25 protein-coding genes are annotated in these 23665 nt (G+C 55.9%); 11 read left to right on the top strand and 14 right to left on the bottom strand.

The features are described 5' to 3' along the window. Positions 1-4: 4 nt before the first annotated feature. The 4 genes from secD to WFO70_RS11860 all read left to right on the top strand — a co-directional run bounded on the left by secD (position 5) and on the right by WFO70_RS11860 (position 4036). Positions 5-1852: a protein translocase subunit SecD gene (gene secD / locus WFO70_RS11875; RefSeq protein ID WP_337016342.1), complete on the top strand. Its 1848-nt coding sequence runs from the start codon at positions 5-7 to the stop codon at positions 1850-1852. A 10-nt stretch (positions 1853-1862) separates the two neighbouring features. After that, complete coding sequence (gene secF, locus WFO70_RS11870; RefSeq protein WP_142488414.1) at positions 1863-2834, top strand: protein translocase subunit SecF; 972 nt, start codon at positions 1863-1865, stop codon at positions 2832-2834. A 142-nt stretch (positions 2835-2976) separates the two neighbouring features. Continuing rightward, complete coding sequence (locus tag WFO70_RS11865; RefSeq protein WP_337016341.1) at positions 2977-3342, top strand: VOC family protein; 366 nt, start codon at positions 2977-2979, stop codon at positions 3340-3342. A 13-nt stretch (positions 3343-3355) separates the two neighbouring features. Next, positions 3356-4036, top strand: a complete 681-nt coding sequence (locus WFO70_RS11860; protein WP_337016340.1) for a helix-turn-helix transcriptional regulator — start codon at positions 3356-3358, stop codon at positions 4034-4036. A 113-nt stretch (positions 4037-4149) separates the two neighbouring features. Here WFO70_RS11860 and WFO70_RS11855 read toward each other — a convergent pair whose 3' ends face one another. Both WFO70_RS11855 and WFO70_RS11850 read right to left on the bottom strand, forming a co-directional pair. Continuing rightward, positions 4150-5034, bottom strand: coding sequence for a nucleoside-specific channel-forming protein Tsx (locus tag WFO70_RS11855; protein ID WP_333851069.1), 885 nt, complete (start codon positions 5032-5034; stop codon positions 4150-4152). 262 nt (positions 5035-5296) lie between these two features. Continuing rightward, positions 5297-5836, bottom strand: coding sequence for a DUF3251 domain-containing protein (locus tag WFO70_RS11850; protein ID WP_337016339.1), 540 nt, complete (start codon positions 5834-5836; stop codon positions 5297-5299). Between the two features lie 153 nt (positions 5837-5989). On the opposite strand from WFO70_RS11850, the gene nrdR reads away from it, so the two are divergent. From nrdR to thiL, 5 genes are all read left to right on the top strand, one after another. Further along, complete coding sequence (nrdR, locus tag WFO70_RS11845; RefSeq protein ID WP_032616812.1) at positions 5990-6439, top strand: transcriptional regulator NrdR; 450 nt, start codon at positions 5990-5992, stop codon at positions 6437-6439. 4 nt (positions 6440-6443) lie between these two features. Then, a complete protein-coding gene (gene ribD, locus WFO70_RS11840; RefSeq protein WP_337016338.1) occupies positions 6444-7550 on the top strand; it encodes a bifunctional diaminohydroxyphosphoribosylaminopyrimidine deaminase/5-amino-6-(5-phosphoribosylamino)uracil reductase RibD in 1107 nt (368 codons plus the stop codon). A 90-nt stretch (positions 7551-7640) separates the two neighbouring features. Next, positions 7641-8111, top strand: coding sequence for a 6,7-dimethyl-8-ribityllumazine synthase (gene ribH, locus WFO70_RS11835; RefSeq protein ID WP_039032362.1), 471 nt, complete (start codon positions 7641-7643; stop codon positions 8109-8111). Between the two features lie 21 nt (positions 8112-8132). Next, positions 8133-8552, top strand: coding sequence for a transcription antitermination factor NusB (nusB, locus tag WFO70_RS11830; protein ID WP_032616814.1), 420 nt, complete (start codon positions 8133-8135; stop codon positions 8550-8552). A 78-nt stretch (positions 8553-8630) separates the two neighbouring features. Continuing rightward, complete coding sequence (gene thiL, locus WFO70_RS11825; protein ID WP_337016337.1) at positions 8631-9602, top strand: thiamine-phosphate kinase; 972 nt, start codon at positions 8631-8633, stop codon at positions 9600-9602. A 99-nt stretch (positions 9603-9701) separates the two neighbouring features. Here the strand turns inward: thiL and WFO70_RS11820 are convergent, their stop codons facing one another. From WFO70_RS11820 to xseB, 4 genes are all read right to left on the bottom strand, one after another. Next, positions 9702-10676 carry an aldo/keto reductase gene (locus tag WFO70_RS11820; protein WP_337016335.1) on the bottom strand — a complete coding sequence of 325 codons (975 nt, stop codon included), beginning with the start codon at positions 10674-10676 and terminating at the stop codon, positions 9702-9704. Positions 10677-10741: 65 nt separating this feature from the next. Beyond that, positions 10742-12604: a 1-deoxy-D-xylulose-5-phosphate synthase gene (gene dxs / locus WFO70_RS11815; protein ID WP_337016334.1), complete on the bottom strand. Its 1863-nt coding sequence runs from the start codon at positions 12602-12604 to the stop codon at positions 10742-10744. Positions 12605-12628: 24 nt separating this feature from the next. Further along, positions 12629-13528 (bottom strand): (2E,6E)-farnesyl diphosphate synthase, encoded by a 900-nt coding sequence (ispA, locus tag WFO70_RS11810; protein ID WP_142488423.1) that lies wholly within the window; start codon positions 13526-13528, stop codon positions 12629-12631. Beyond that, positions 13529-13771, bottom strand: a complete 243-nt coding sequence (xseB, locus tag WFO70_RS11805) for an exodeoxyribonuclease VII small subunit (RefSeq protein WP_103824033.1) — start codon at positions 13769-13771, stop codon at positions 13529-13531. Positions 13772-13963: 192 nt separating this feature from the next. Here xseB and thiI point away from each other — a divergent pair, with 192 nt between their 5' ends. Further along, positions 13964-15412, top strand: a complete 1449-nt coding sequence (thiI, locus tag WFO70_RS11800) for a tRNA uracil 4-sulfurtransferase ThiI (protein WP_337016333.1) — start codon at positions 13964-13966, stop codon at positions 15410-15412. An 83-nt stretch (positions 15413-15495) separates the two neighbouring features. Here thiI and yajL read toward each other — a convergent pair whose 3' ends face one another. Both yajL and panE read right to left on the bottom strand, forming a co-directional pair. After that, a complete protein-coding gene (gene yajL / locus WFO70_RS11795; protein WP_337016331.1) occupies positions 15496-16089 on the bottom strand; it encodes a protein deglycase YajL in 594 nt (197 codons plus the stop codon). Further along, positions 16052-16963, bottom strand: a complete 912-nt coding sequence (gene panE / locus WFO70_RS11790; RefSeq protein WP_337016330.1) for a 2-dehydropantoate 2-reductase — start codon at positions 16961-16963, stop codon at positions 16052-16054. The genes yajL and panE overlap by 38 nt, the downstream gene beginning before the upstream one ends. Before the next feature lie 129 nt (positions 16964-17092). Here panE and WFO70_RS11785 point away from each other — a divergent pair, with 129 nt between their 5' ends. Then, complete coding sequence (locus WFO70_RS11785) at positions 17093-17584, top strand: YajQ family cyclic di-GMP-binding protein (RefSeq protein WP_106992136.1); 492 nt, start codon at positions 17093-17095, stop codon at positions 17582-17584. Between the two features lie 29 nt (positions 17585-17613). On the opposite strand, the gene WFO70_RS11780 is transcribed toward WFO70_RS11785, so the two are convergent. The 6 genes from WFO70_RS11780 to cyoB form a co-directional block, all read right to left on the bottom strand. Then, a complete protein-coding gene (locus tag WFO70_RS11780) occupies positions 17614-18975 on the bottom strand; it encodes an MFS transporter (RefSeq protein ID WP_337016328.1) in 1362 nt (453 codons plus the stop codon). Between the two features lie 297 nt (positions 18976-19272). After that, entirely contained in the window at positions 19273-19605 is a 333-nt protein-coding gene (locus tag WFO70_RS11775) for a hypothetical protein (protein ID WP_337016327.1), read from the bottom strand. A gap of 238 nt (positions 19606-19843) precedes the next feature. Then, the gene (cyoE, locus tag WFO70_RS11770; RefSeq protein WP_337016326.1) at positions 19844-20731 is read right to left on the bottom strand and encodes a heme o synthase; all 888 of its coding nucleotides are present in this window, start codon (positions 20729-20731) and stop codon (positions 19844-19846) included. Positions 20732-20742: 11 nt separating this feature from the next. Continuing rightward, entirely contained in the window at positions 20743-21069 is a 327-nt protein-coding gene (locus tag WFO70_RS11765; protein WP_032616827.1) for a cytochrome o ubiquinol oxidase subunit IV, read from the bottom strand. Then, complete coding sequence (locus WFO70_RS11760; protein ID WP_337016325.1) at positions 21069-21683, bottom strand: cytochrome o ubiquinol oxidase subunit III; 615 nt, start codon at positions 21681-21683, stop codon at positions 21069-21071. The genes WFO70_RS11765 and WFO70_RS11760 overlap by 1 nt, the downstream gene beginning before the upstream one ends. Beyond that, a complete protein-coding gene (gene cyoB / locus WFO70_RS11755; protein ID WP_337016323.1) occupies positions 21673-23664 on the bottom strand; it encodes a cytochrome o ubiquinol oxidase subunit I in 1992 nt (663 codons plus the stop codon). The genes WFO70_RS11760 and cyoB overlap by 11 nt, the downstream gene beginning before the upstream one ends. Between the last annotated feature and the right edge of the window lies 1 nt (position 23665).

Genomic DNA, 23665 nt, shown 5'->3' with positions numbered 1-23665 from the left:
TGCCGTGTTAAACCGTTATCCTTTGTGGAAGTACGTCATGCTGGTCGTCGTCATTGTCGTCGGCCTGCTGTATGCGCTTCCCAACCTGTATGGTGAGGATCCGGCCGTTCAAATCACTGGCGCGCGCGGTGTCGCCGCCAGTGAGCAAACGCTGATCCAGGTCCAGAAAACGTTACAAGAAGAAAAAATTACCGCTAAGTCTGTGGCACTGGAAGAGGGCGCTATTCTTGCTCGCTTCGACTCCACCGACACGCAGCTCCGCGCTCGTGAAGCGCTGATGGGCGTGATGGGTGATAAATATGTCGTGGCGCTAAACCTTGCTCCTGCGACGCCCCGTTGGTTAGCGTCTATCAACGCGGAGCCGATGAAACTCGGTCTCGACCTGCGTGGCGGCGTGCACTTCCTGATGGAAGTGGATATGGAAACCGCGCTGGGCAAACTCCAGGAACAAAACATCGACAGCCTGCGTAGCGATCTGCGCGACAAAGGCATTCCTTACACCACCGTGCGTAAGGAAGAGAATTACGGGATGAGCATCGCGTTCCGCGACAGCAGCGCCCGCGATCAGGCGATGGATTATCTGACCCAGCGTCATCGTGATCTGGTGCTCTCTTCTCAGGGCAGCAATCAGCTGCGCGCGGTGATGACCGATGCGCGTCTGAAAGAGGCACGTGAATATGCGGTTCAGCAGAACATCAACATCCTGCGTAACCGTGTAAACCAGCTTGGCGTTGCTGAACCGCTGGTACAGCGTCAGGGTGCTGACCGTATCGTGGTTGAGCTGCCGGGTATCCAGGATACCGCACGTGCGAAAGAGATTCTGGGCGCGACCGCGACCCTGGAATTCCGTCTGGTGAACACCAGCGTCGATCAGTCTGCTGTCACTTCTGGCCGCGTTCCGGGCGACTCTGAAGTGAAACAGACCCGTGAAGGCCAGCCGGTTGTGATGTACAAGCGGGTGATCCTGACCGGTGACCACATCACCGACTCGACCTCCAGCCAGGACGAATACAACCAGCCGCAGGTTAACATCTCGCTGGATAGCGCGGGTGGTAACATCATGTCTAACTTCACCAAGGACAACATCGGTAAACCGATGGCGACCCTGTTCGTGGAGTACAAAGACAGCGGTAAAAAAGATGCGAACGGTCGCTCCATCCTGGTGAAAGAGGAAGAGGTGATTAACATCGCCAACATCCAGTCTCGCCTGGGGAACAGCTTCCGTATCACCGGCATCAACAACCCGAACGAAGCCCGTCAGCTCTCGCTGCTGCTGCGTGCCGGTGCGCTGATTGCGCCGATTCAGATTGTTGAAGAGCGGACGATCGGTCCAACACTGGGTATGCAGAACATTACTCAGGGTCTGGAAGCCTGCCTGGCAGGTCTGATCATCTCCATCATCTTTATGATCTTCTTCTATAAGAAGTTCGGCCTGATTGCGACCAGTGCGCTGATCGCTAACCTGGTGTTGATCGTCGGCATTATGTCCCTGCTGCCGGGGGCGACGCTCACCATGCCAGGCATTGCGGGTATCGTTCTGACCCTTGCGGTGGCGGTCGACGCCAACGTACTGATCAACGAACGTATCAAAGAAGAACTGAGCAACGGTCGCTCAGTCCAGCAGGCGATTGACGAAGGTTACCGTGGTGCCTTCAGCTCCATCTTTGATGCGAACGTAACAACACTGATTAAGGTAATTATCCTGTATGCAGTGGGTACCGGCGCGATCAAGGGCTTTGCTATCACCACCGGTATCGGTGTGGCAACGTCAATGTTTACCGCTATCGTCGGCACCCGTGCCATCGTGAACCTGCTGTACGGCGGCAAGCGCGTTAAAAAGCTGTCTATCTGAGGAGTGCGTTGTGGCACAGGAATATACTGTTGAACAATTGAACTACGGCCGTAAAGTCTGGGACTTTATGCGCTGGGACTACTGGGCCTTTGGCATATCAGGTTTTCTGCTGATCCTGTCCATCGCCATCATCGGCGTGAAGGGTTTTAACTGGGGTCTCGATTTTACCGGTGGTACGGTAATTGAGATCACCCTGGAAAAACCGGTCGATATGGACCAGATGCGTCAGTCGCTTGAGAAGGCGGGCTTTGAAGAGCCGCTGCTGCAGAACTTTGGCAGCAGCCGCGACATCATGGTGCGTATGCCGCCGGTGAAAGATGCTAACGGCAGCCAGGAGCTGGGCAGCAAGGTCGTGACCGTGATTAACGAAACGACCAGCCAGAATGCGACGGTAAAACGTATCGAATTCGTTGGCCCGAGCGTGGGTGCGGATCTGGCCCAGACCGGTGCGATGGCACTGCTGGTGGCGCTGCTTTGTATCCTGGCGTATGTCGGTTTCCGCTTCGAGTGGCGTCTGGCTGCCGGGGTGGTTATCGCCCTGGCGCACGACGTGGTGATCACCATGGGCGTTCTGTCGCTGTTCCATATCGAGATCGACCTGACCATTGTGGCCTCGTTGATGTCGGTTATCGGTTACTCGCTGAACGACAGTATCGTGGTATCGGACCGTATCCGTGAAAACTTCCGTAAGATCCGTCGCGGTACGCCGTACGAAATCTTTAACGTGTCGTTGACCCAGACGCTGCACCGTACCTTGATCACCTCCGGGACCACCCTGATGGTGATCCTGATGCTGTATCTCTTCGGCGGCCCGATTCTGGAAGGCTTCTCGCTGACCATGCTGATCGGTGTTTCCATCGGTACGGCCTCGTCCATCTACGTCGCGTCCGCGCTGGCGTTGAAACTGGGCATGAAGCGCGAGCACCTGCTCCAGCAGAAAGTCGAGAAAGAGGGGGCGGATCAGCCGTCCATTCTGCCGTAAGACACCGTCTTTCGCGTTAACAGAATCCCGGTCAATTGGCCGGGATTTTTTTTGCCTGCTCCTGACAAACACTCCTGACACTATGCTGTCAGGAGGCCTGGCGTAGACTCCTTCTGAACTCAAACAACAGGCAGGAGGATGTATGAAAAGTGTGATTAACTGGTTTGAAATTGCGGTCGCGGATATGGATCGTGCCATCAAATTTTACGAGCCGGTGATGCAGGTGGCGCTGAGACGCGAGAAAATGGATGTTGCAGAGCTGGCCATTTTCCCTCATGAGGATCCGGCCACCGGAGGCGCGCTGGCAAAATTTGACGGCATTACACCCTCGCCCCAGGGCGCTATTATTTACCTGCATACTGACAACCTGGCGGCAACGCTGGATCGCGTAGCTTCTGCAGGCGGTGAGTGCGTGTTTGGTCCGCTGGAGTTACCCAACGGTATTGGCACTATTGCCCTGTTTACCGACAGCGAAGGTAATCGCGTCGGCCTCCATCAACCCGCCTGAGAGCAAAAATAACATGACCCGACGCGCTGACCGCTTGTTCCAGATTGTACAGATCCTGCGGGGCAGGCGTCTGACAACGGCAGCGCATCTGGCAGAGAGGCTGAGCGTTTCCGAGCGTACGGTCTACCGTGATATCCGGGATCTGTCACTCTCTGGCGTGCCGGTGGAAGGGGAGGCGGGGAGCGGCTATCGTCTGATGTCGGGCTTCGACCTGCCGCCGCTGATGCTGACCAACAGGGAGTCCGAAGCCTTGATGGTGGCGATCCGCCTGCTCAAAACCTGGGGCGGGGAGTCGCTGTCACGTGAGCTGGAGTCGGCGCAGGAAAAGGTGCTGGCGATCCTGCCGGAAGAGAGCCGACGCAAGGCCGAGCAGACCCGGATCTACGCGCCGGATATCGCCATGCAACCCCACTCCCGCAGCGGCTTCGACGTGATCCATCAGGCGATTTCAGCCCAGCGCGTGCTGGCGCTGCACTATCGTGATGAGAGCGGGCAGTTGTCTTCTCGCGATGTGCAGCCGCTGGGGCTGTTCTTCTGGGGGGAACACTGGCTGCTGGCGGCGTGGTGTGAACGGCGCGATGACTATCGCTGTTTCCGGCTCGACAGATGTCTGAATATCACCCTCACGGACAGACGCTTTAGTGAGAGCGCGGATCGCTCACTGGCGGATTTTTTGAGAAAGGTTAAGCAATAAAAAAAGCCAGCTCCTGAGCTGGCTTTTTTGCCCGGCGGCGCTGCGCTTGCACGGGCCTACAACACCGTAGGCCGGGTAAGCGAAGCGCCACCCGGCGATACAGGCACAACTTATTAGAAGTTGTAACCCACAACCAGGTAACCACCCCAGCCGGTAGAGCGGACGCTGAAGTTGCCATCGCCAAAGTTCAGGCTGGCGTCGTCGTTCCACTGACCACCGTTGTGCCAGTAACGGGCCACAACAGAGTAATGCCAGTGATCGTAGTTCAGCGCCAGGATGTGGCTGGAGGCGATGGAGTCGTTGGTACGCGCTTTCTTACCGTTCAGGTCACGGAAGTCGTTGTCGCCCAGATCTGAACCCCAGTCAAAGTTGGTGAACCCGATGTAGCTCAGGTTGCCGCCCCACAGCTGGGTGATTGGCACAAAGTATTTCACTTTGAAACGGTAGCCATCCCACTCGTTTTCGTTCGCTGCGCCATAGTTCTGCCACTGGTATTTGGCATACACGTTCATGGACAGGCTCATCGGCAGACCGGTGTCGATGTCAGTACCCAGACCCATGTACCAGGTGCTCTGGCGACCGGACTTGTTGCGGCCCATGTCGTAGATGTAGTTGTTTGCGAAGTACCACTCTTTGAACGGACCAAACGCCAGGCTGGTGCCGGTCAGCTTATCGATGGAGAAGCGCGGTTCGATCTCCATGAACAGTGGAGAACCGTGGTTCCAGATACCTTTCGCATCCGTGTTACCGCCGAAGAAGACCGGTGCATCCATGTAGCCATAGAAATCAAACCAGTCTTTCTTGGCGAAGGCTTCGTATTCCAGGTAGGTATCGTTGCGGATCTGTGGTCCAAAACGGGTGTGGTAGCTGCCGACGACGTTAACGCTCTGGTGCCACCAGTCGGAAACGTACTCGGGTTTATCGTTTTCGGCTGCCTGCACAGCGAAAGTAGAGGAGAGTGCCAGCGCTGCACCGGCTGCCAGTAATGTTTTTTTCATAATAATGCCACTGATTTGAAATCCCTTACGGGAGTGAAAAAGGCGCGAATTGCGTTTCTAAATATTTCGTGTTTCTGGGAGCCTATTATAGGAATCCTTGCTCACAAAAATATGTGTTGTTTCACAGTTCTCTCACATACGTAATCGATTGCGTTCACGTTTGCGTATTTTTAACGGAGCGGATTGTAATGGCAAACATTTCTGTTGCCAATGTTTCAAAGCTCAGAAGAGTGCGGAACGTGTAACACGTTCCGCAGGGGGATTATTGCGCGACGGGCTGAATATCGTGGATGCGGATAAAACCGAGCTGGTCAGGCGTCAGACCATTCAGCTGAAGCGGAATGTCGACATCGCTGGGTGCCAGCACGCTGGCCGGGGCATTGATCAGCTGGGTCTGGACGTTCAGCTCCTGGAAGCTGTCGGTTGTGCCCTGGATCTGGCCCCACTCAACGGTGGCGCTAAAGGCTGGCAGCGGATCGTTTGATTCTCCCTGAATGCGCAGCGTTGCGCGGGTGCCGTCGGCGTTAGGCGCGACGTTTACCAGCGACATCTTCAGCGTGCCAATCTGGCTGTTCAGTCGGGCAGGAGTGTTGGATCCGGTCAGCAAATAGACGCCGCTGGTCGATTTGGCGTTCAGCGCATTCTGCTGGGTGATTTTGACCGTTTCCTGGTTGAGCTTGTTCATGGTGCTATTCAGTGAACTGATGCTCTGATTCATCTGGCGCACTTCGCTTTGCTGTGCACAGGCGCTGAGGCTAAAAAGGCTTCCCAGCAGCAGAACATGAAGGTAACGTCTTGTCATGGCAATTATTTCCCTGAAATAACGGATTCTGCTAAGGGTAGTCAACGAAGCTGCCCTGCGTATAGATCCTTTATCTCAAAAACGCTCCTTCTTTGTTGTCAGCCCTGTTCAGGGTAAAATGGAGTTCAGTCAACCCGATAGCCAGGACACCGTATGCATTGCCCATTCTGTCTCGCCGTGGATACCAAAGTAATTGACTCCCGACTCGTAGGAGAGGGCTCATCCGTGCGCCGCCGCCGTCAGTGCCTGGTGTGTAACGAACGCTTCACCACCTTTGAAGTGGCGGAGCTGGTGATGCCCCGCGTCGTGAAAAGTAACGACGTCCGCGAACCTTTCAACGAGGAAAAGCTGCGCAGCGGGATGCTAAAAGCACTGGAAAAACGGCCAGTCAGCGCAGATGACGTCGAAATGGCGCTTAATCACATCAAAACCCAGCTGCGCGCCACCGGCGAGCGCGAGGTACCGAGCAAAATGATCGGCAACCTGGTGATGGAACAGCTTAAAAAGCTCGATAAAGTAGCCTATATCCGCTTTGCTTCTGTTTACCGCAGCTTTGAAGACATCAAAGAGTTCGGTGAAGAGATCGCCCGCCTACAGGATTAAGCACATGCAGGATGAGATTTACATGGCGCGAGCGCTGAAGCTGGCGCAACGCGGTCGGTTTACCACCCACCCGAATCCCAACGTCGGCTGCGTTATTGTTAAAGATGGCGAGATCGTCGGGGAAGGTTTTCACTACCGTGCCGGTGAGCCGCATGCCGAAGTCCATGCCCTGCGCATGGCCGGCGAGAAGGCGCGCGGTGCTACCGCCTACGTCACGCTGGAGCCCTGCAGCCATCATGGCCGCACCCCACCGTGCTGTGATGCCCTTATCGCAGCGGGCGTATCACGGGTTGTTGCGGCGATGCAGGATCCCAACCCGCAGGTGGCCGGTCGCGGCCTCTATCGCCTGCAGCAGGCCGGTATTGAAGTCAGCCACGGTCTGATGATGAGCGAAGCTGAACGCCTGAACAAAGGCTTCCTCAAGCGGATGCGGACCGGTTTTCCCTATATTCAGCTGAAGCTGGGTGCTTCGCTGGATGGCCGCACGGCGATGGCCAGCGGGGAAAGCCAGTGGATCACCTCCCCGCAGGCAAGGCGCGATGTGCAACGTCTGCGCGCGCAAAGCCATGCTATTCTCACCAGCCATGCCACCGTACTGGCCGACGATCCTGCGCTGACCGTGCGCTGGGATGAGTTAAACGCGGATACCCAGGCGCACTATCCGCAGGAGAATTTACGTCAGCCGCTGCGGATTGTGGTGGATCGGCAGAACCAGGTTACCCCTGAGCACCGCATTGTGCAGCAGCCGGGCGAGACCTGGTTTGCCCGCACGCAGGAAGATGCGCGCAGCTGGCCGGAAGGCGTGCGCAGCATTATGGTGCCGGAGCACAACGGGCATCTGGATCTCGTGGTGCTGATGATGCTGCTGGGTAAACAGCAGCAGATCAACAGCATCTGGGTCGAAGCGGGCCCCACGCTGGCCGGGGCGCTGTTGCAGGCCGGGCTGGTGGATGAGCTGATTGTCTATCTGGCGCCTAAACTTTTAGGCAGCGACGCCCGCGGCCTGTGCGTGTTGCCAGGGCTGGAAAAACTGGCTGATGCGCCTGCGTTTAACTTTAGCGAGATACGCCCGGTTGGCCCGGATCTCTGTCTCCACCTGACCACCGCGTAAGGCTTGCCTAAATAGGGAAGCAGTGCGCAAAATATTATGATAAAATCCGCCCCCCTGCGGGGCCACCAAATGAACCCGTTAAGGAAGAGTATGAACATTATTGAAGCAGCCGTTGCTACCCCGGACGCTCGCGTCGCCATCACCATTGCGCGTTTCAACAACTTCATCAACGACAGCCTGCTGGACGGCGCGATTGACGCCCTGAAACGTATCGGCCAGGTGAAAGACGAAAACATTACCGTTGTCTGGGTTCCGGGTGCTTACGAACTGCCTCTGGCAGCGGGCGCACTGGCGAAAACCGGCAAGTACGACGCGGTTATCGCACTGGGTACTGTGATTCGTGGCGGTACCGCCCATTTTGAATATGTTGCGGGTGGGGCAAGCAACGGTCTGGCGCACGTGGCACAGGATGCAGAAATTCCTGTCGCTTTCGGCGTACTCACCACTGAAAGTATTGAACAAGCCATCGAACGTGCTGGCACCAAAGCCGGTAACAAAGGTGCAGAAGCTGCACTGACCGCGCTTGAAATGATCAACGTATTGAAAGCCATCAAGGCCTGATTTTTTTGTAAGGGGAATTCCGTGAAACCTGCTGCTCGTCGCCGCGCCCGTGAATGTGCCGTTCAGGCACTTTACTCCTGGCAGTTGTCCCAGAACGACATCGCTGATGTTGAATACCAGTTCCTGGCGGAACAAGACGTCAAAGACGTTGACGTCGTGTACTTCCGTGAACTGCTGTCGGGAGTGGCGACTAATAGCGCGTATCTCGACGGTCTGATGAAGCCGTACCTGTCCCGTCTGCTCGAAGAGCTGGGCCAGGTTGAAAAAGCGGTGCTGCGTATCGCACTGTTTGAACTGTCTAAACGTGACGATGTGCCTTACAAAGTGGCCATCAACGAAGCGATCGAACTGGCGAAAACCTTCGGTGCTGAAGACAGCCACAAATTTGTGAATGGCGTACTGGATAAAGCTGCACCTGCGATCCGTCCCCGTAAAAAGTGATCCGCAAGCCGGAGTTTCGTATCGCCTTTGGGCGGTGCGGGCTCCGGTTTTTTTATTTTATTTGCTGAGGCATAACGTATGGCATGTGGCGAATTTTCCCTGATTGCCCGTTATTTTGACCGAGTCAGAAGCTCGCGTCTCGATGTGGAAACCGGCATCGGCGACGACTGTGCACTTCTCAATATCCCCGACAAACAGACGCTGGCGATCAGCACCGACACCTTAGTGTCCGGGCATCATTTCCTGCCGGATATCGATCCTGCCGATCTGGCGTATAAGGCGCTGGCGGTGAACGTGAGCGATCTGGCGGCAATGGGCGCCGATCCTGCGTGGTTAACGCTGGCGCTGACCCTGCCAAAAATTGATGAAAGCTGGCTTGAAGCCTTTAGCGACGCGCTGTTTGAACAGCTTAACTATTACGATATGCAGCTGATCGGCGGTGATACTACTGCTGGTCCGCTGTCGATGACGCTGGCGATCCACGGCTATGTGCCGGTAGGGCGCGCGTTGAAGCGCTCGGGCGCAAAACCGGGCGACTGGATTTACGTCACCGGTACGCCGGGCGACAGCGCAGCAGGGCTGGCTATTTTGCAGAACAGGTTAACCGTGCCGGATGCGGATGATGCGGCGTACTTTGTGAAACGCCATTTGCGTCCGACGCCGCGTATTCTGCACGGCCAGGCGCTGCGCGACCGCGCCAGTTCCGCTATCGATCTCTCGGATGGGCTGATCTCCGATCTGGGCCATATCCTGAAAGCCAGCGGCGTGGGCGCACGGATCGATCTGGATCTGTTCCCGCTCTCTGACGCGATGCGCCGGCACGTGGAGCCAGAGCAGGCGCTGCGCTGGGCACTCTCCGGCGGCGAAGATTATGAGCTGTGCTTTACCGTTCCCGAGCTGAACCGCGGCACGCTGGATGTGGCGTTAGCCAATCTGGGCGCCGGGTTTACCTGTATCGGCCAGATCATGCCGGAAAGCGAAGGGATGCAGTTTGTGCACAACGGCGCGCCGGTGACGCTAGACTGGAAAGGGTACGACCACTTTGCTTGATCTGGTGCGGCCTGTATTGCCGGGTGGCGGCTTCGCCTTACCCGGCCTACAAGTGCGGTCGTAGGCCCGGTAAGGCAAAGCCGCCACCGGGCTTTTTTATTACTTAAATCCCACCACCGGGTGCTGCTTGTACGGCGTCTCAAGCTCGGCAATCTGTTCCGGCGTCAGGGTGATATCCACGGCGTTAATCAGCTCGTCGAGCTGCTCTTCGCGCGAGGTGCCGATAATCGGAGCGGCAACGCCCCGCTTGCTTAGTACCCATGCCAGCGCCACCTGGGCGCGCGTCACGCCAAGCTCCTCAGCAATTCCCGTTAAGCGTTCGGCAATCTGCGCGTTATTGGCTTCAGTTTCTTCATACAGCGTTTTGCCAAACTCATCCGATACCGAGCGGGCAGTGGTTTCGCCCCAGGGGCGGGTTAAGCGTCCACGCGCCAGCGGGCTCCAGGGGATCACCGCCACGCCGTGTTGATAGCACAGGGGCAACATCTCGCGCTCTTCTTCACGGTAGATCAGGTTGTAATGGTCCTGCATGGTTACAAAGGGTGCCCAGCCGTGCTGTTCCTGCAGCGCCAGCGCTTCGGCAAACTGGGCGGCATGCATCGACGAGGCACCGATATAGCGCGCTTTGCCCGCCCGGACGACATCGTTCAGCGCTTCCAGCGTCTCTTCAATTGGGGTGTTGTAATCCCAGCGGTGGATCTGCAGCAGATCGACGTGATCCATGTTCAGGCGTCGCAGGCTGTCATCAATGGAGCGCAGGATCTGCGCCCGGGAGAGGCCTTCCGCCAGATCGCCCACCTGATGATAAACCTTGGTGGCAACCACCACCTCGTCGCGGCGGGCGAAGTCGCGCAGCGCCCGGCCCAGGATCTCTTCGCTGCTGCCGTCGGAGTAACTGTTGGCGGTATCAAAGAAGTTAATGCCACCCTCGAGGGCGTGTTTGATGATCGGACGGCTGCTCTCTTCCGGCAACGTCCAGGCGTGCTTACCCCGGTCCGGCTCGCCAAAGGTCATGCAGCCCAGGCAAAGACGGGAAACCTTAAGATCCGTTTTTCCTAATGTATTGTATTGCATGGTTCCACTCCTGCTGATTGCTTAAAACGTACCGTTAAGCATAGCAGGAGCGGAAAGGGGAGGGATTATGCCAGCCAGGCGCTGATGTGGGCTTCGATGCCTGCGGCATCCAGGCCGATATCGGCGCGCGCTTCGTCCTGTGTACCCTGCGGGATAAAGCGATCCGGCAGGCCGAGGTTCAGCACCGGCACGACGTTACGCTTCGCCATCAACACTTCGTTCACGCCGCTGCCTGCGCCACCCATGATGGCATTCTCTTCCAGAGTGACCAGCGCCTCGTGCTGTGACGCCATCTCCAGAATCAGCGCCTCATCGAGCGGCTTCACAAAGCGCATATCCACCAGGGTTGCGTTGAGGGATTCTGCCACTTTTGCCGCTTCCGGCATCAAGGTACCGAAGTTCAGGATCGCCAGCTTTTCACCACGACGTTTGACAACGCCTTTGCCAATCGGCAGTTTTGCCAGCGGCTCCAGGGTGACGCCTACGGCGTTACCGCGCGGATAACGTACGGCGGTTGGGCCATCCTGATAGTGATAGCCGGTAAACAGCATCTGCCGACACTCGTTCTCGTCGCTCGGGGTCATGACCACCATGTCCGGGACGCAGCGCAAGAAGGAGAGATCGAACGCCCCCTGGTGCGTCTGGCCGTCGGCGCCGACAATGCCCGCCCGATCGATGGCGAACAGCACCGGCAGCTTCTGGATGGCGACGTCGTGGATCACCTGATCGTAAGCGCGCTGCAGGAAGGTGGAGTAGATCGCCACCACCGGCTTGTAACCACCAATGGCCAGGCCCGCGGCAAAGGTCACCGCATGTTGTTCGGCAATGGCGACATCAAAATATTGCGTCGGGTATTTGCGGGAAAACTCCACCATACCGGAGCCTTCACGCATCGCCGGGGTCACGGCCATCAGCTTGCTGTCTTTGGCGGCGGTTTCACACAGCCAGTCACCGAAAATTTTCGAGTAGCTCGGCATCCCGCCGCTGCTTTTTGGCAGGCAGCCGCTGGTCGGGTCGAATTTGGGGACCGCGTGGAAGGTGATAGGGTCTTTTTCGGCCGGTTCGTAGCCCCGGCCTTTTTTGGTCATGATGTGCAGGAACTGCGGGCCTTTCAGGTCGCGCATGTTTTTCAGCGTCGAGACCAGGCCCAGCACGTCGTGCCCGTCCACCGGACCGATGTAGTTAAAGCCCAGCTCTTCAAACAGCGTGCCGGGAACTACCATGCCTTTGATGTGCTCTTCAGTGCGGCGCAGCAGCTCTTTGATCGGCGGTACGCCGGAGAAGACTTTTTTGCCGCCTTCGCGCAGGCTGGAGTAGAGCTTGCCCGAGAGCAGATTCGCCAGGTGGTTGTTCAGCGCTCCGACGTTTTCGGAAATCGACATCTCGTTGTCATTGAGCACCACCAGCATGTCGGGCTTGATATCGCCCGCGTGGTTCATCGCCTCAAAGGCCATCCCGGCGGTGATGGCACCGTCGCCAATCACGCAGACGGTACGGCGCTGTTTGTTCTCTTTTTCGGCGGCTACGGCAATACCGATCCCGGCAGAAATGGAGGTGGAGGAGTGGCCGACGCTCAGTACGTCGTACTCGCTCTCGCCCCGCCACGGGAACGGATGCAGGCCGCCTTTCTGACGAATGGTGTCAATTTTATCGCGACGGCCGGTGAGAATTTTGTGCGGATAAGCCTGATGACCCACGTCCCAGATCAGCTGATCGAACGGCGTGTTATAGACATAATGCAGCGCCACGGTGAGTTCCACCGTGCCAAGCCCGGAGGCGAAATGGCCGCTGGAGCGGCTTACGCTGTCGAGCAGATAGCGACGCAGCTCGTCACACAGCTTCGGCAGGCTCTCTTTCGGCAACAGACGTAACTCCTGGGTGGAGTCAACCAACGCCAGTGTCGGGTATTTGGCAATATCAAAACTCATCAGAGACTCATCGTGGTGTTTTCGTTATTTATCACGCTGGATTATATAGTCCGCTAGCGCTTCCAGTGCCGAGGTATCCAGCGACTGCGCGGCCAGTTGCTCAAGCGACTGGCGGGCATCCGCAATCAGGTCCCGGGCTTTTTGTTGGGCTTGCTCAAGGCCCAGAAGGGCGGGGTAGGTACTTTTGCCAAGCTGCTGATCGGCACCCTGACGTTTACCCAATGTTGCAGTATCGCCCACGACATCCAGAATGTCATCCTGAACCTGGAAGGCTAAACCGATACTTTCTGCGTAACGATCCAGAACCGGCAGGGCTTTGCGACCCTGCTCACCCGCGCTCAGCGCGCCCAGACGCACGGCGGCGCGAATCAATGCCCCGGTCTTGTGACGATGAATGCGCTCCAGCTGTTCCAGATTAACCTGACGGCCTTCGGCCTCCAGATCCAGTGCCTGACCGCCGCACATACCGGCAACGCCGCTGGCCATCGCCAGCTCAGAAACCATCGCCAGACGATCGCGATCCGCCACTTCCACCATCGGCGCATCGCTCAGAATCGAGAACGCCAGAGTTTGCAGGGCATCGCCTGCCAGGATGGCGTTCGCTTCGCCAAACTTAATGTGGCAGGTCGGCTGGCCGCGACGCAGATCGTCGTCGTCCATTGCCGGCAGATCGTCGTGGATCAGCGAGTAGGCGTGAATACACTCCACCGCAGCTGCTGGCGCATCCAGCGTATCGGCGCTGATGCCGAACATCCCGCCGGTGGCGTACACCAGAAAAGGACGCAGGCGTTTGCCGCCTAACAGTGCGCCATAATGCATGGCCTCAACCAGTGGAGTGTTCTGAAAAGGCTGCGGAGCGATAAAACGGCGCAGTGCGTCGTCAGCACGCCCGACGCATGCCTGAAGCTGGTTCGAAAAGTCCATCTACTCGGCATCCGGGGTGAAGGGGGTCGTGGCAGCGTTTTCGTTATCGGAGAGCAGGATCTGCACGCGTTGTTCCGCCTGTTGCAGCTTAACCTGGCCCTGGCGCGCGAGCTGCACGCCGCGTTCGAATTCATTAAGCGCCTCTTCTAACGGCAGGTCGCCGCTTTCCAGACGGGTAACGATTTGCTCCAGTTCACTCAGCGCAGTTTCGAAACTGGCGGGTGCATCGTTTTTCTTCGGCATAGTGAATGTCTGACTCTCAGTTTTTTATCCCTGATATGGTATCGGACTCAGGGTAATTATCAAATAACGCGCAATGTGCACAGGAGCCACGTGATGGTGGTATACTTCCGCGCCTGGATGCAGCCTTCGGTATAGGGGTTGCTGTACTTTTCCATTACAAGCCTTATCGCTTGCCAAAGAAACATTGCCGCCATGAAGTTTATCATTAAATTGTTCCCGGAAATCACCATCAAAAGCCAATCTGTGCGTTTGCGCTTTATTAAAATTTTAACCGGGAACATTCGTAACGTTCTGAAGCACTACGACGAGACGCTGGCCGTCGTGCGTCACTGGGATCACGTTGAAGTCCGCGCTAAAGATGAAAACAAGCGCCTGGATATTCGTGATGCCTTAACCCGTATTCCGGGGATCCACCATATTCTGGAAGTGGAAGATGTCCCTTTCACTTCCCTGCACGATATCTTCGAAAAAGCGCTGGCGCAGTACCGCGATCAGATCGAAGGCAAAACCTTCTGCGTGCGCGCCAAGCGTCGCGGTAAGCATGAGTTTAGCTCCATTGAAGTTGAGCGCTACGTCGGCGGCGGGCTGAACCAGCACGTTGAGTCTGCGCGCGTGCGCCTCACCAACCCGGAAGTGACCGTTAATCTGGAAATCGAAAACGACCGTCTGCTGCTGGTGAAAGGCCGTTATGAAGGTATCGGCGGTTTCCCGATTGGGACTCAGGAAGATGTGCTGTCGCTGATCTCCGGTGGTTTCGACTCCGGTGTCTCCAGCTATATGCTGATGCGTCGCGGCTGCCGCGTGCACTACTGCTTCTTTAACCTCGGCGGGGCGGCACACGAAATTGGCGTGCGTCAGGTGGCTCACTATCTGTGGAACCGCTTCGGCAGCTCCCACCGCGTGCGTTTTGTGGCGATCAACTTTGAGCCGGTGGTGGGTGAGATCCTTGAGAAAGTCGACGACGGCCAGATGGGCGTGATTCTGAAGCGCATGATGGTGCGTGCGGCGTCGAAAGTGGCTGAGCGTTACGGCGTGCAGGCGCTGGTCACCGGCGAAGCGCTGGGCCAGGTCTCCAGCCAGACCCTGACCAACCTGCGTCTGATCGACAACGTGTCGGATACGCTGATCCTGCGTCCGCTGATCTCCCACGATAAAGAACACATCATCGATCTGGCGCGTGAAATTGGTACTGAAGATTTCGCCCGCACCATGCCGGAATACTGCGGTGTGATCTCAAAAAGCCCGACCGTGAAAGCGGTGAAGGCGAAGATCGAAGCGGAAGAAGAGAACTTCGATTTCAGCATCCTTGAGAAAGTGGTGGCCGAAGCCTCTAACATCGATATCCGCGAGATCGCCCAGCAGACCGAGCAGGAGGTAGTTGAAGTCGAGACCGTCAACGGTTTCGGTCCTGACGACGTGCTGCTGGATATTCGCTCTGTGGATGAGCAGGATGCGAAGCCGTTTGAGCCGGAGGGTGTGGAAGTGGCCTCGCTGCCGTTCTACAAGCTGAGCACCAAATTTGGCGATCTGGATAAGAGCAAAACCTATCTGCTGTGGTGCGAGCGCGGAGTGATGAGTCGCCTGCAGGCGCTCTATCTGCGCGAGCAGGGCTTTACCAATGTGAAGGTATATCGCCCGTAGTGGTTGCGCCGGGTGGCGGCTACGCCTGACCCGGCCTGGTCTAACCTTGCAGGCCCGGCAAGCGCAGCGCCGCCGGGCAATTCCTACGCTTCGTAATAGTTATAAATCCCCGCCGCCATCACCAGCGATGAGGCCACTTCATAGGCTTTTGCCCGTCCGACCAGCAGCTCAATAATCTTCAGCGCAAAATCAATCGACGTGCCAGGTCCCTGGCTGGTTAACAGGTTGACGCGCGGATCCCAGACCATCCGTTTATCCACCCACTGCTCCTCGGGGATCTTATCCTTTAGCGTCGGGAAACCGGTCATATTACCGATCGGGAAGATATTGTGCGGAACCAGCACCGTGGCCGCAGCCGCGCAGATGGCGGCGACAATGCGCCCGGAATGGTGGAACTGCCTGACCGTCTCTACCAGCAGCGGGCTGTCGCGGAAGCACTCCGCACCCTTAATACCACCCGGCAGAACGATGACGTCGTAATCCCCGTCGGCAACCTCCACCAGCGGGGCATCGGCGACAATTTTCACCCCGCGTGAGCAGGTGATAATCAGATTGCCATCGCTGGCGACGCTTGCGGTCGTGACGCTAATCCCGGCGCGAACCAGCAGATCGATGGTGGTGACCGCTTCGGTCTCTTCGCTACCAGGGGCGAGGCATACCAGTGCCGACGCGCTCATACTCACTCTCCTTACGTTTAACCTGTTCATACAGACGGACATTTTCCGGCACGCTGATACCGTGCGCGCGGGCGCGTTTTAACAGGTAACCAGTAATGTAGTCAATTTCGGTATGCCGTAGCCCGCGGATATCCTGCAGCATCGAAGAGATGTTCTGGGCGGTGCTCTCAATCACCTCTTCAACATAATAGCGAATGTCATCCACCGAGGAGTGAATGCCCTCGCGCTCCACCACGGCAGCCACCTCGGCGCACAGGGTTGCCACGGTCTGCGGATGGTTTTTAAGCTCACCGTTCGGGCAATCCAGCAGGGCGGTCAGCGGATTAATCACGCAGTTTACCGCCAGCTTGCGCCACATCTGCGGACGGATGTGATCGTGCCAGGCGACATCCGGCAGCACCTGCTGGAAACGATCCGCCAGATAACTGTAGTCCCCCTCCTGCGCTCTGGCCGGGCCGATGTGCGTCATTCCACTGGCGACATGAACAATCACATTGCCGTCACGGCGAGCCGCATGGGTGGTGATGGCCATCAGCAGCGGCTGGGAAACGCTTTTAAGCTCTTCAATCGTGCCCATTCCGTTGTGAAGCAACATAATCGGTGAGGATGGGGGAAGCGTGGATGCCAGCGCCCGCACGGCGTCGGAGACCTGCCAGGCTTTCAGGGTGACCAGCAGCAAATCGCTTTGCGCCAGGAAGTCAGGATCGTTAGCGATCAGAGATTCGTTAAAGATACTCCCGTCTTCTTCAATCAGGTTTACACTGCAATAAGGTTGTGGCACGCGCAGCCAGCCCTGGACTTCGTGTCCCTGTTTGCGAAGTGCGGCCAGCCAGAGTTGTCCCAGTGCCCCGCATCCGAGCACGGTAATTTTCATCGTTCCTCCTCACCTGCACCTGCGCCAGGTGTTACAACATATAGTATAGCGTCGACAACTAAGCTTCTGTTGAGTTATGCCCCGTAGCGGGTATTATGCAACGCAACAAAAGTGAAGGGAGAAGAAAAGATGCCATCTTTCGATATTGTTTCCGAAGTTGATATCCAGGAAGTACGTAACGGCGTGGACAACGCCAGCCGTGAAGTTGAGTCACGCTTCGATTTTCGCGGCGTTGAGGCCAGTTTTGAGCTGAACGACGCAAATAAGACCATTAAGATCCTCAGCGAGTCCGATTTCCAGGTCACGCAGCTGCTGGATATTCTGCGCGCCAAGCTGTTGAAGCGCGGCATCGAAGGGACCTCCCTCGACGTGCCAGAAACCTTCGTTCACAGCGGCAAAACCTGGTTTGTTGAAGCCAAACTGAAGCAGGGCATTGAGAGCGCGATGCAGAAGAAAATCGTTAAGCTCATCAAAGACAGCAAGCTGAAGGTGCAGGCGCAGATTCAGGGCGAAGAGATCCGCGTCACCGGGAAATCCCGCGACGATCTGCAGGGTGTGATGGCGCTGGTGCGCGGCGGCGATCTCGGCCAGCCGTTCCAGTTCAAGAACTTCCGCGATTAAGAAAAAGCCCGGCGATGCCGGGCTTTTTTTCAGGCTTTAAGCGCCTGCTCAACTTCAAAGCGATTGGTCAATTTACTGTCGATTTTGACATACAGACTGCGCTCTTCCGGTACCAGTAATACCTCGCTGACACCCTCTTTTGCTTCAAGACGCTGTTTTAATGCATCACCGATCTCAACATCCTGCGGAATTTCGATGCGCAGACTGCTGACGTAACGTGGCTCTTTCATGGTGCTGGCTACCAGCAGCCAGAGCGTTGCCAGCAGCGCACCTGCCAGGAAGACGGTTTGTGAATCAAACAGACCATCGACCCAGCCGCCCAGCGACCCGCCGATTGCCACGCCGATAAACTGGCTGGTGGAGTAGATCCCCATCGCCGTGCCTTTATAGCCTGCCGGAGATTCCTTACTGATTAACGACGGCAGCAGGGCTTCCATCAGGTTAAAGGCGAGGAAGAACAACTGCACGCCCGCGACCAGCTCCCAGAAGTGCGGGCCGGAACCCCAGAGCACGATTTCAGCGATCAGCAACAGGGCAACGCAGGCCAGGAAGACGCGCTTCATCCGGCGCTTCACTTCGGCATAGATAATAAAGGGCACCACGGAAACAAACGAGATGAGCATGGTGACCAGATAGATTTTCCAGTGCTCCGCCGCCGGAAAACCGGCTGCGGCCAGCTGGCCGGGTAGGGCGACAAAGGTGGACATCAGCAGGATATGCAGACACATAATGCCGAAGTTGAGCTTCAGCAGACGCGGCTCAACCAGCACCTTGCTGAAGCAGCCTTTAACCATTCCCGATTCACGGTTCAGGACATGGTTTTTACTGTCGGGAACCACCCAAATGGTCAGCGCGATGCCAAGGGTCGCCAGCACGGCGATCATCCAGAACAGGGCATTTAACCCAAGCGCATGGGTAATGATTGGGCCCAACACCATGGCGATAGCAAAGGTCACGCCGAAGCTGACGCCAATAAAGGCCATCGCTTTGGTGCGGTTCTGTTCGCGGGTCAGATCGGACAGCAGCGCCATCACAGCGGCGGCAATAGCGCCGGAGCCCTGCAATGCGCGGCCAAGAATGATGCCCCAGATGGAGTGGGAGAGGGCGGCGATCACGCTACCGGCGACGAACACCAGTAGCCCACCGACGATGAGCGGCTTGCGACCAACACGATCGGAGAGCAGACCAAAGGGGATCTGAAAGACCGCCTGCGCCAGGCCATAAATGCCGATTGCCAGGCCAATTAACGCCTCGCTTGCTCCCTGTAACGCCATGCCGTATGTGGTCAGAACGGGCAAGACCATAAACATGCCGAGCATACGCAACGAAAAAACTGTGCCCAAACCCCAGGTCGCGCGAAGCTCGCCTGGCGTCATTTTATAATCGTTCATTACCACCTCTGTCTAAAAAGCGCGTTCAGTGTAATCTGAGTGAGGGGTGGGGTAAACAGAGCGATGATAAACAATTATTACTGTGGTTAATGATTCGTGCGATTAAACAGAAATCGGGATAATGGTTGACGAACAATGAGGGGCTAATGAGCGGAACAGGCGCGTTAAATATTACTCAGGCAAATTAAATGCTGGAATAAATAATAGCGTTAATAAATAAATGTAGCAGAAGTCGTTTAACCAGAAAAAGGGGCAGGACAACGACACTGAGATCCTGACCCCCCTATTTATATCTACTTACGCATTAGCGCTGGTGAGGAATTTATTCCAGTCAGTCGCGGCATTGTTGGTGAAAGATGTCCAGCTGTTTCCCGCCGTTTCGACAAAACCGTTCCAGTTATTTGAACTGGTATTAACGAAGGTATCCCAGTTGGACGCCCCTACCACGAAGGACCCAAAGGCGATGGTGCTGTTAATTACGAACTCAGCAAACTCAGCGCCAGAGGTCAGGACGAAGGAGCCAAAGCCAATCCCGGAGTTACAGGCAAAACTGACGAAGCTGGTTGCTGCGCCCATCAGATTAAATCCACCAGAGACATACTGCATTTCATTCATTGATAATTCTTTCATTTTTATTTCCTTATTAAATGAAAAAGAGATTGTGAGAGAAATACTCACGGCGGAAGGTTATCACCAGGAGAGAGGATTGAGACAGTAATATTTGAAAGAGAGGATTTATATGTTGTTTTTTCAACTCAATTAATATTTTATGAGAATCAATTAGCTAAAGTAATTTATTTTTATTATGCAAAAAAACAGCCCGCGACCATTACGGTGGCGGGCTGTTGAGTGACGCCGTCTGGCGAACTTACCAGACGTAGGTCAGCAGATTATGTGAATCCGGCACCATAAAGTCGACGGACATCATTACCGACAGGGAGGTGATAGCGACAATCGAGAACACAAACAGTTTGCGTGCCCAGACTTTGTCGTCTTCCACTTTATAACCCCGCAGCGCCATGCCGAGCCACCAGACGCTCACCGCCGCAGCAACCACCAGATATTTGTACCCGGCGTAACCGCCCAGTGAGAGCATCAGCGTAGCAACCGCAAAGGCAATGATGTAGAGCGTGATATGGTTCTTGGCAACGGAGATGCCTTTCACCACTGGCAGTACCGGAATATTCGCTGCCTGATAATCCTTAAAGCGGAAAATCGCAATGGCATAGGAGTGCGGCATCTGCCACAGGCTAAAGATAGCCAGCAGGATAGCCGCACCGCTGTCGAACTCGTTGGTGACCGCGCAGTAGCCAATCACCGGCGGCGCAGCGCCGGAGAGTGAACCAATCAGCGTACCGTAGACGGAGTGACGTTTCATATACAGGCTGTAGACGCCCACATACACCACGAAACCCATCACCCCCAGCCAGCAGGCCAGAGGGTTGGCGCCGAACCACAGCAGCATAAAGCCAGCAATACCCAGCAAGGTGGCGTACACCAGCGAGACGGCAGGGGACATCAGGCCTTTTACCAGCACCCGATTTTTCGTCCTTTCCATCTTCCTGTCGATATCCATGTCGATGTAGTTATTAAATACACAACCGGACGCGACAACCAGTGACACCCCAACCAGCGTGTAGATAAAGAGGGTGTAATCGATGCTGCCCTTAGAGGCCAGCAGGAACCCTCCGATCACCGAGATCAGGTTGCCAAAGATGATGCCAGGTTTTGTGACTTGCAGGTATTGCTTAAACATACTCGCCGCTCTTAGTGAACCATCATGTTGTAGTTGAGGTTCCACATGATCCAGATGGAGCCGACTACCAGGATTGCGATGATAATCACGGTAAAGATGAATGCCGTCATGTTCCAGCCTTCATCAGATTTGGTGTTCATGTGCAGGAAGCAAACCAGATGCACCAGAATCTGCACTACCGCAGTTACCAGGACAGTGCCCAGGATTGCCGCGTGAGAAGCAGTACCGCTCATCACCATCCAGAACGGGATCACCGTCAGGATGATCGACAGGATAAAACCTGTCATGTAGGTTTTTACGCTACCGTGGGAAGCGCCATGATCGTTTGAATGACTCATTACATCGCCCCCATCAGATACACTACAGAGAACACACAGATCCAGACCACATCCAGGAAGTGCCAGAACAGGCTCAGGCACATAATACGGGTGCGGTTAGTGCTGGTCAGGCCGCGACGGGATACCTGGAACATCAGTACCGCCATCCAGATCAGACCGGAAGTCACGTGCAGACCGTGGGTACCTACCAGCGCGAAGAACGCGGACAGGAAGCCACTACGATCCGGACCGAAACCTTCCATGATCAGGTGGTGGAATTCATAGATTTCCATCCCGATAAATCCAGCACCAAACAGCCAGGTCAACGCCAGCCAGGAGACAACCTGGCTCTTGTTGTTCTTGTACATGGCGATAGCCGCCATGCCGTAGGTGATGGAGCTGAATAACAGCAGTGCGGTTTCAACCAGAACGAACGGCAGCTCGAAAATGTCCTTGCCGGTCGGGCCGCCCGCTGTGCCGTTCACCAGAACGGCATAGGTCGCGAACAGACAGCAGAACAGGATGCAGTCGCTCATCAGGTAGATCCAGAAGCCGAAGACTTTCATCGGCCCTGTATCGTGGTGCCCGTGATCATGCGCATGGGCAGTCGCGTGGGTTAAAGTATCAGTTGCCATTTTTCAGCCCCGCTTTAGCAATCTCGTCGAAATGCTGTTTTTCCAGAATTTCAACTTCACGGACTGGTACGTAGTAGTCCACGTCCTCATCAAAGCTCTTCACAATCCAGCTGATAACGATGCCAGCAAAGCCGACGATCGCAAGCCACCAGATGTGCCAGATCATAGCGAAACCAAATACCGTCGCGAAGGCGGCAATCACAATGCCCGCACCGCTGTTTTTCGGCATGTGGATCTCTTCGTACTGCGCCGGCTGCTTATACGCTTCGCCTTTCTCTTTCATTTCCCAGAATGCATCACGCTCATGAATGTGCGGCACAACGGCAAAGTTATAGAACGGCGGTGGAGAAGAGGTTGCCCACTCCAGCGTACGGCCACCCCATGGGTCACCGGTCAGGTCACGGTTCTGATCGCGGTCACGAATAGAGACGTAGAACTGAATCAGCTGAGACGCGATACCACAGGCAATCAGCACCGCCCCGCCCGCTGCAACCATCAGCATTGGGTGGAACTGCGGATCGATCTGCTGGCTCAGACGACGGGTCATACCCATGAAGCCCAGCACGTACAGCGGCATAAATGCCACGAAGAAGCCGATGATCCAGAACCAGAACGCGCGTTTGCCCCATTTTTCGTTCAGCGTGTAACCGAAGGCTTTTGGCCACCAGTAAGTCACGCCTGCGAAGCAACCGAACACCACACCGCCGATAATAACGTTATGGAAGTGCGCAATCAGGAACAGGCTGTTGTGCAGAACGAAGTCAGCACCCGGCACGGCCAGCAGTACGCCGGTCATCCCACCCACGGAGAAGGTGACGATGAAGCCGATGGTCCACAGCATTGCTGAGTGGAACACGATGCGGCCCTGGTACATGGTGAACAGCCAGTTGAAGATCTTAACCCCGGTTGGGATCGCGATAATCATGGTGGTGATACCGAAGAAGGCGTTTACGTTCGCGCCCGCACCCATGGTGAAGAAGTGGTGCAGCCAAACGATGAACGACAGAACGGTAATACACACGGTTGCCCACACCAGCGAGGTGTAACCAAACAGACGTTTACGCGAGAAGGTTGCCGCGATTTCGGAGAACACACCGAAGACCGGGAGAACCAGGATGTACACTTCAGGGTGACCCCATGCCCAAATCAGGTTGATGTACATCATCATGTTGCCGCCCATATCATTGGTGAAGAAATGGGTGCCCAGATAGCGATCCAGGGTCAGCAGCGCGACGGTGACTGTCAGGATTGGGAATGACGCGATAATCAGGATGTTGGCGCACAGAGATGCCCAGGTAAATACCGGCATCTTGAACATGGTCATGCCAGGGGCACGCATCTTGATAATGGTCACGAAGAAGTTAATACCGGTCAGGGTAGTACCAACACCGGAGAGCTGCAGCGCCCAAATCCAGTAATCGACACCTACGCCAGGACTGTACTCAATTCCCGACAGCGGCGGATAGGCCAGCCAACCGGTCTGCGCGAACTCACCGACGCCCAGAGAGAGGTTAACCAGAATCACACCGACAACCGTGAACCAGAAGCTCAGGTTGTTCAGGAACGGGAACGCAACGTCGCGCGCGCCGATTTGCAGCGGCACAACCACGTTCATCAGACCGATAACCAGCGGCATCGCTACGAAGAAGATCATGATAACGCCGTGGGCGGTAAAGATCTGATCGTAGTGGTGCGGTGGCAGGAAGCCTGCTTCACCCGCAGACGCAAGCGCCTGCTGGCTACGCATCATGATTGCATCAGCAAAGCCACGAATTAACATGACGATACCGACGATGCAGTACATGATACCGAGTTTTTTGTGGTCAACCGAAGTCAGCCACTCATTCCACAGGTAGCTCCACTTACCGAAGTAAGTGATCAAGCCAACTAAGGCTGCGCCACCAATGATAATTGCAGCGATCGTAACCATGATAATCGGTTCATGGTACGGCACTGAATCCAGTGTCAATTTTCCGAACATT

This window comes from Leclercia sp. AS011 (assembly GCF_037152535.1).
Taxonomy (GTDB): domain Bacteria; phylum Pseudomonadota; class Gammaproteobacteria; order Enterobacterales; family Enterobacteriaceae; genus Enterobacter.
The sequence above is the reverse complement of the archived record's forward strand: the minus strand, read 5'-3'. Positions and strand labels throughout refer to the sequence as shown.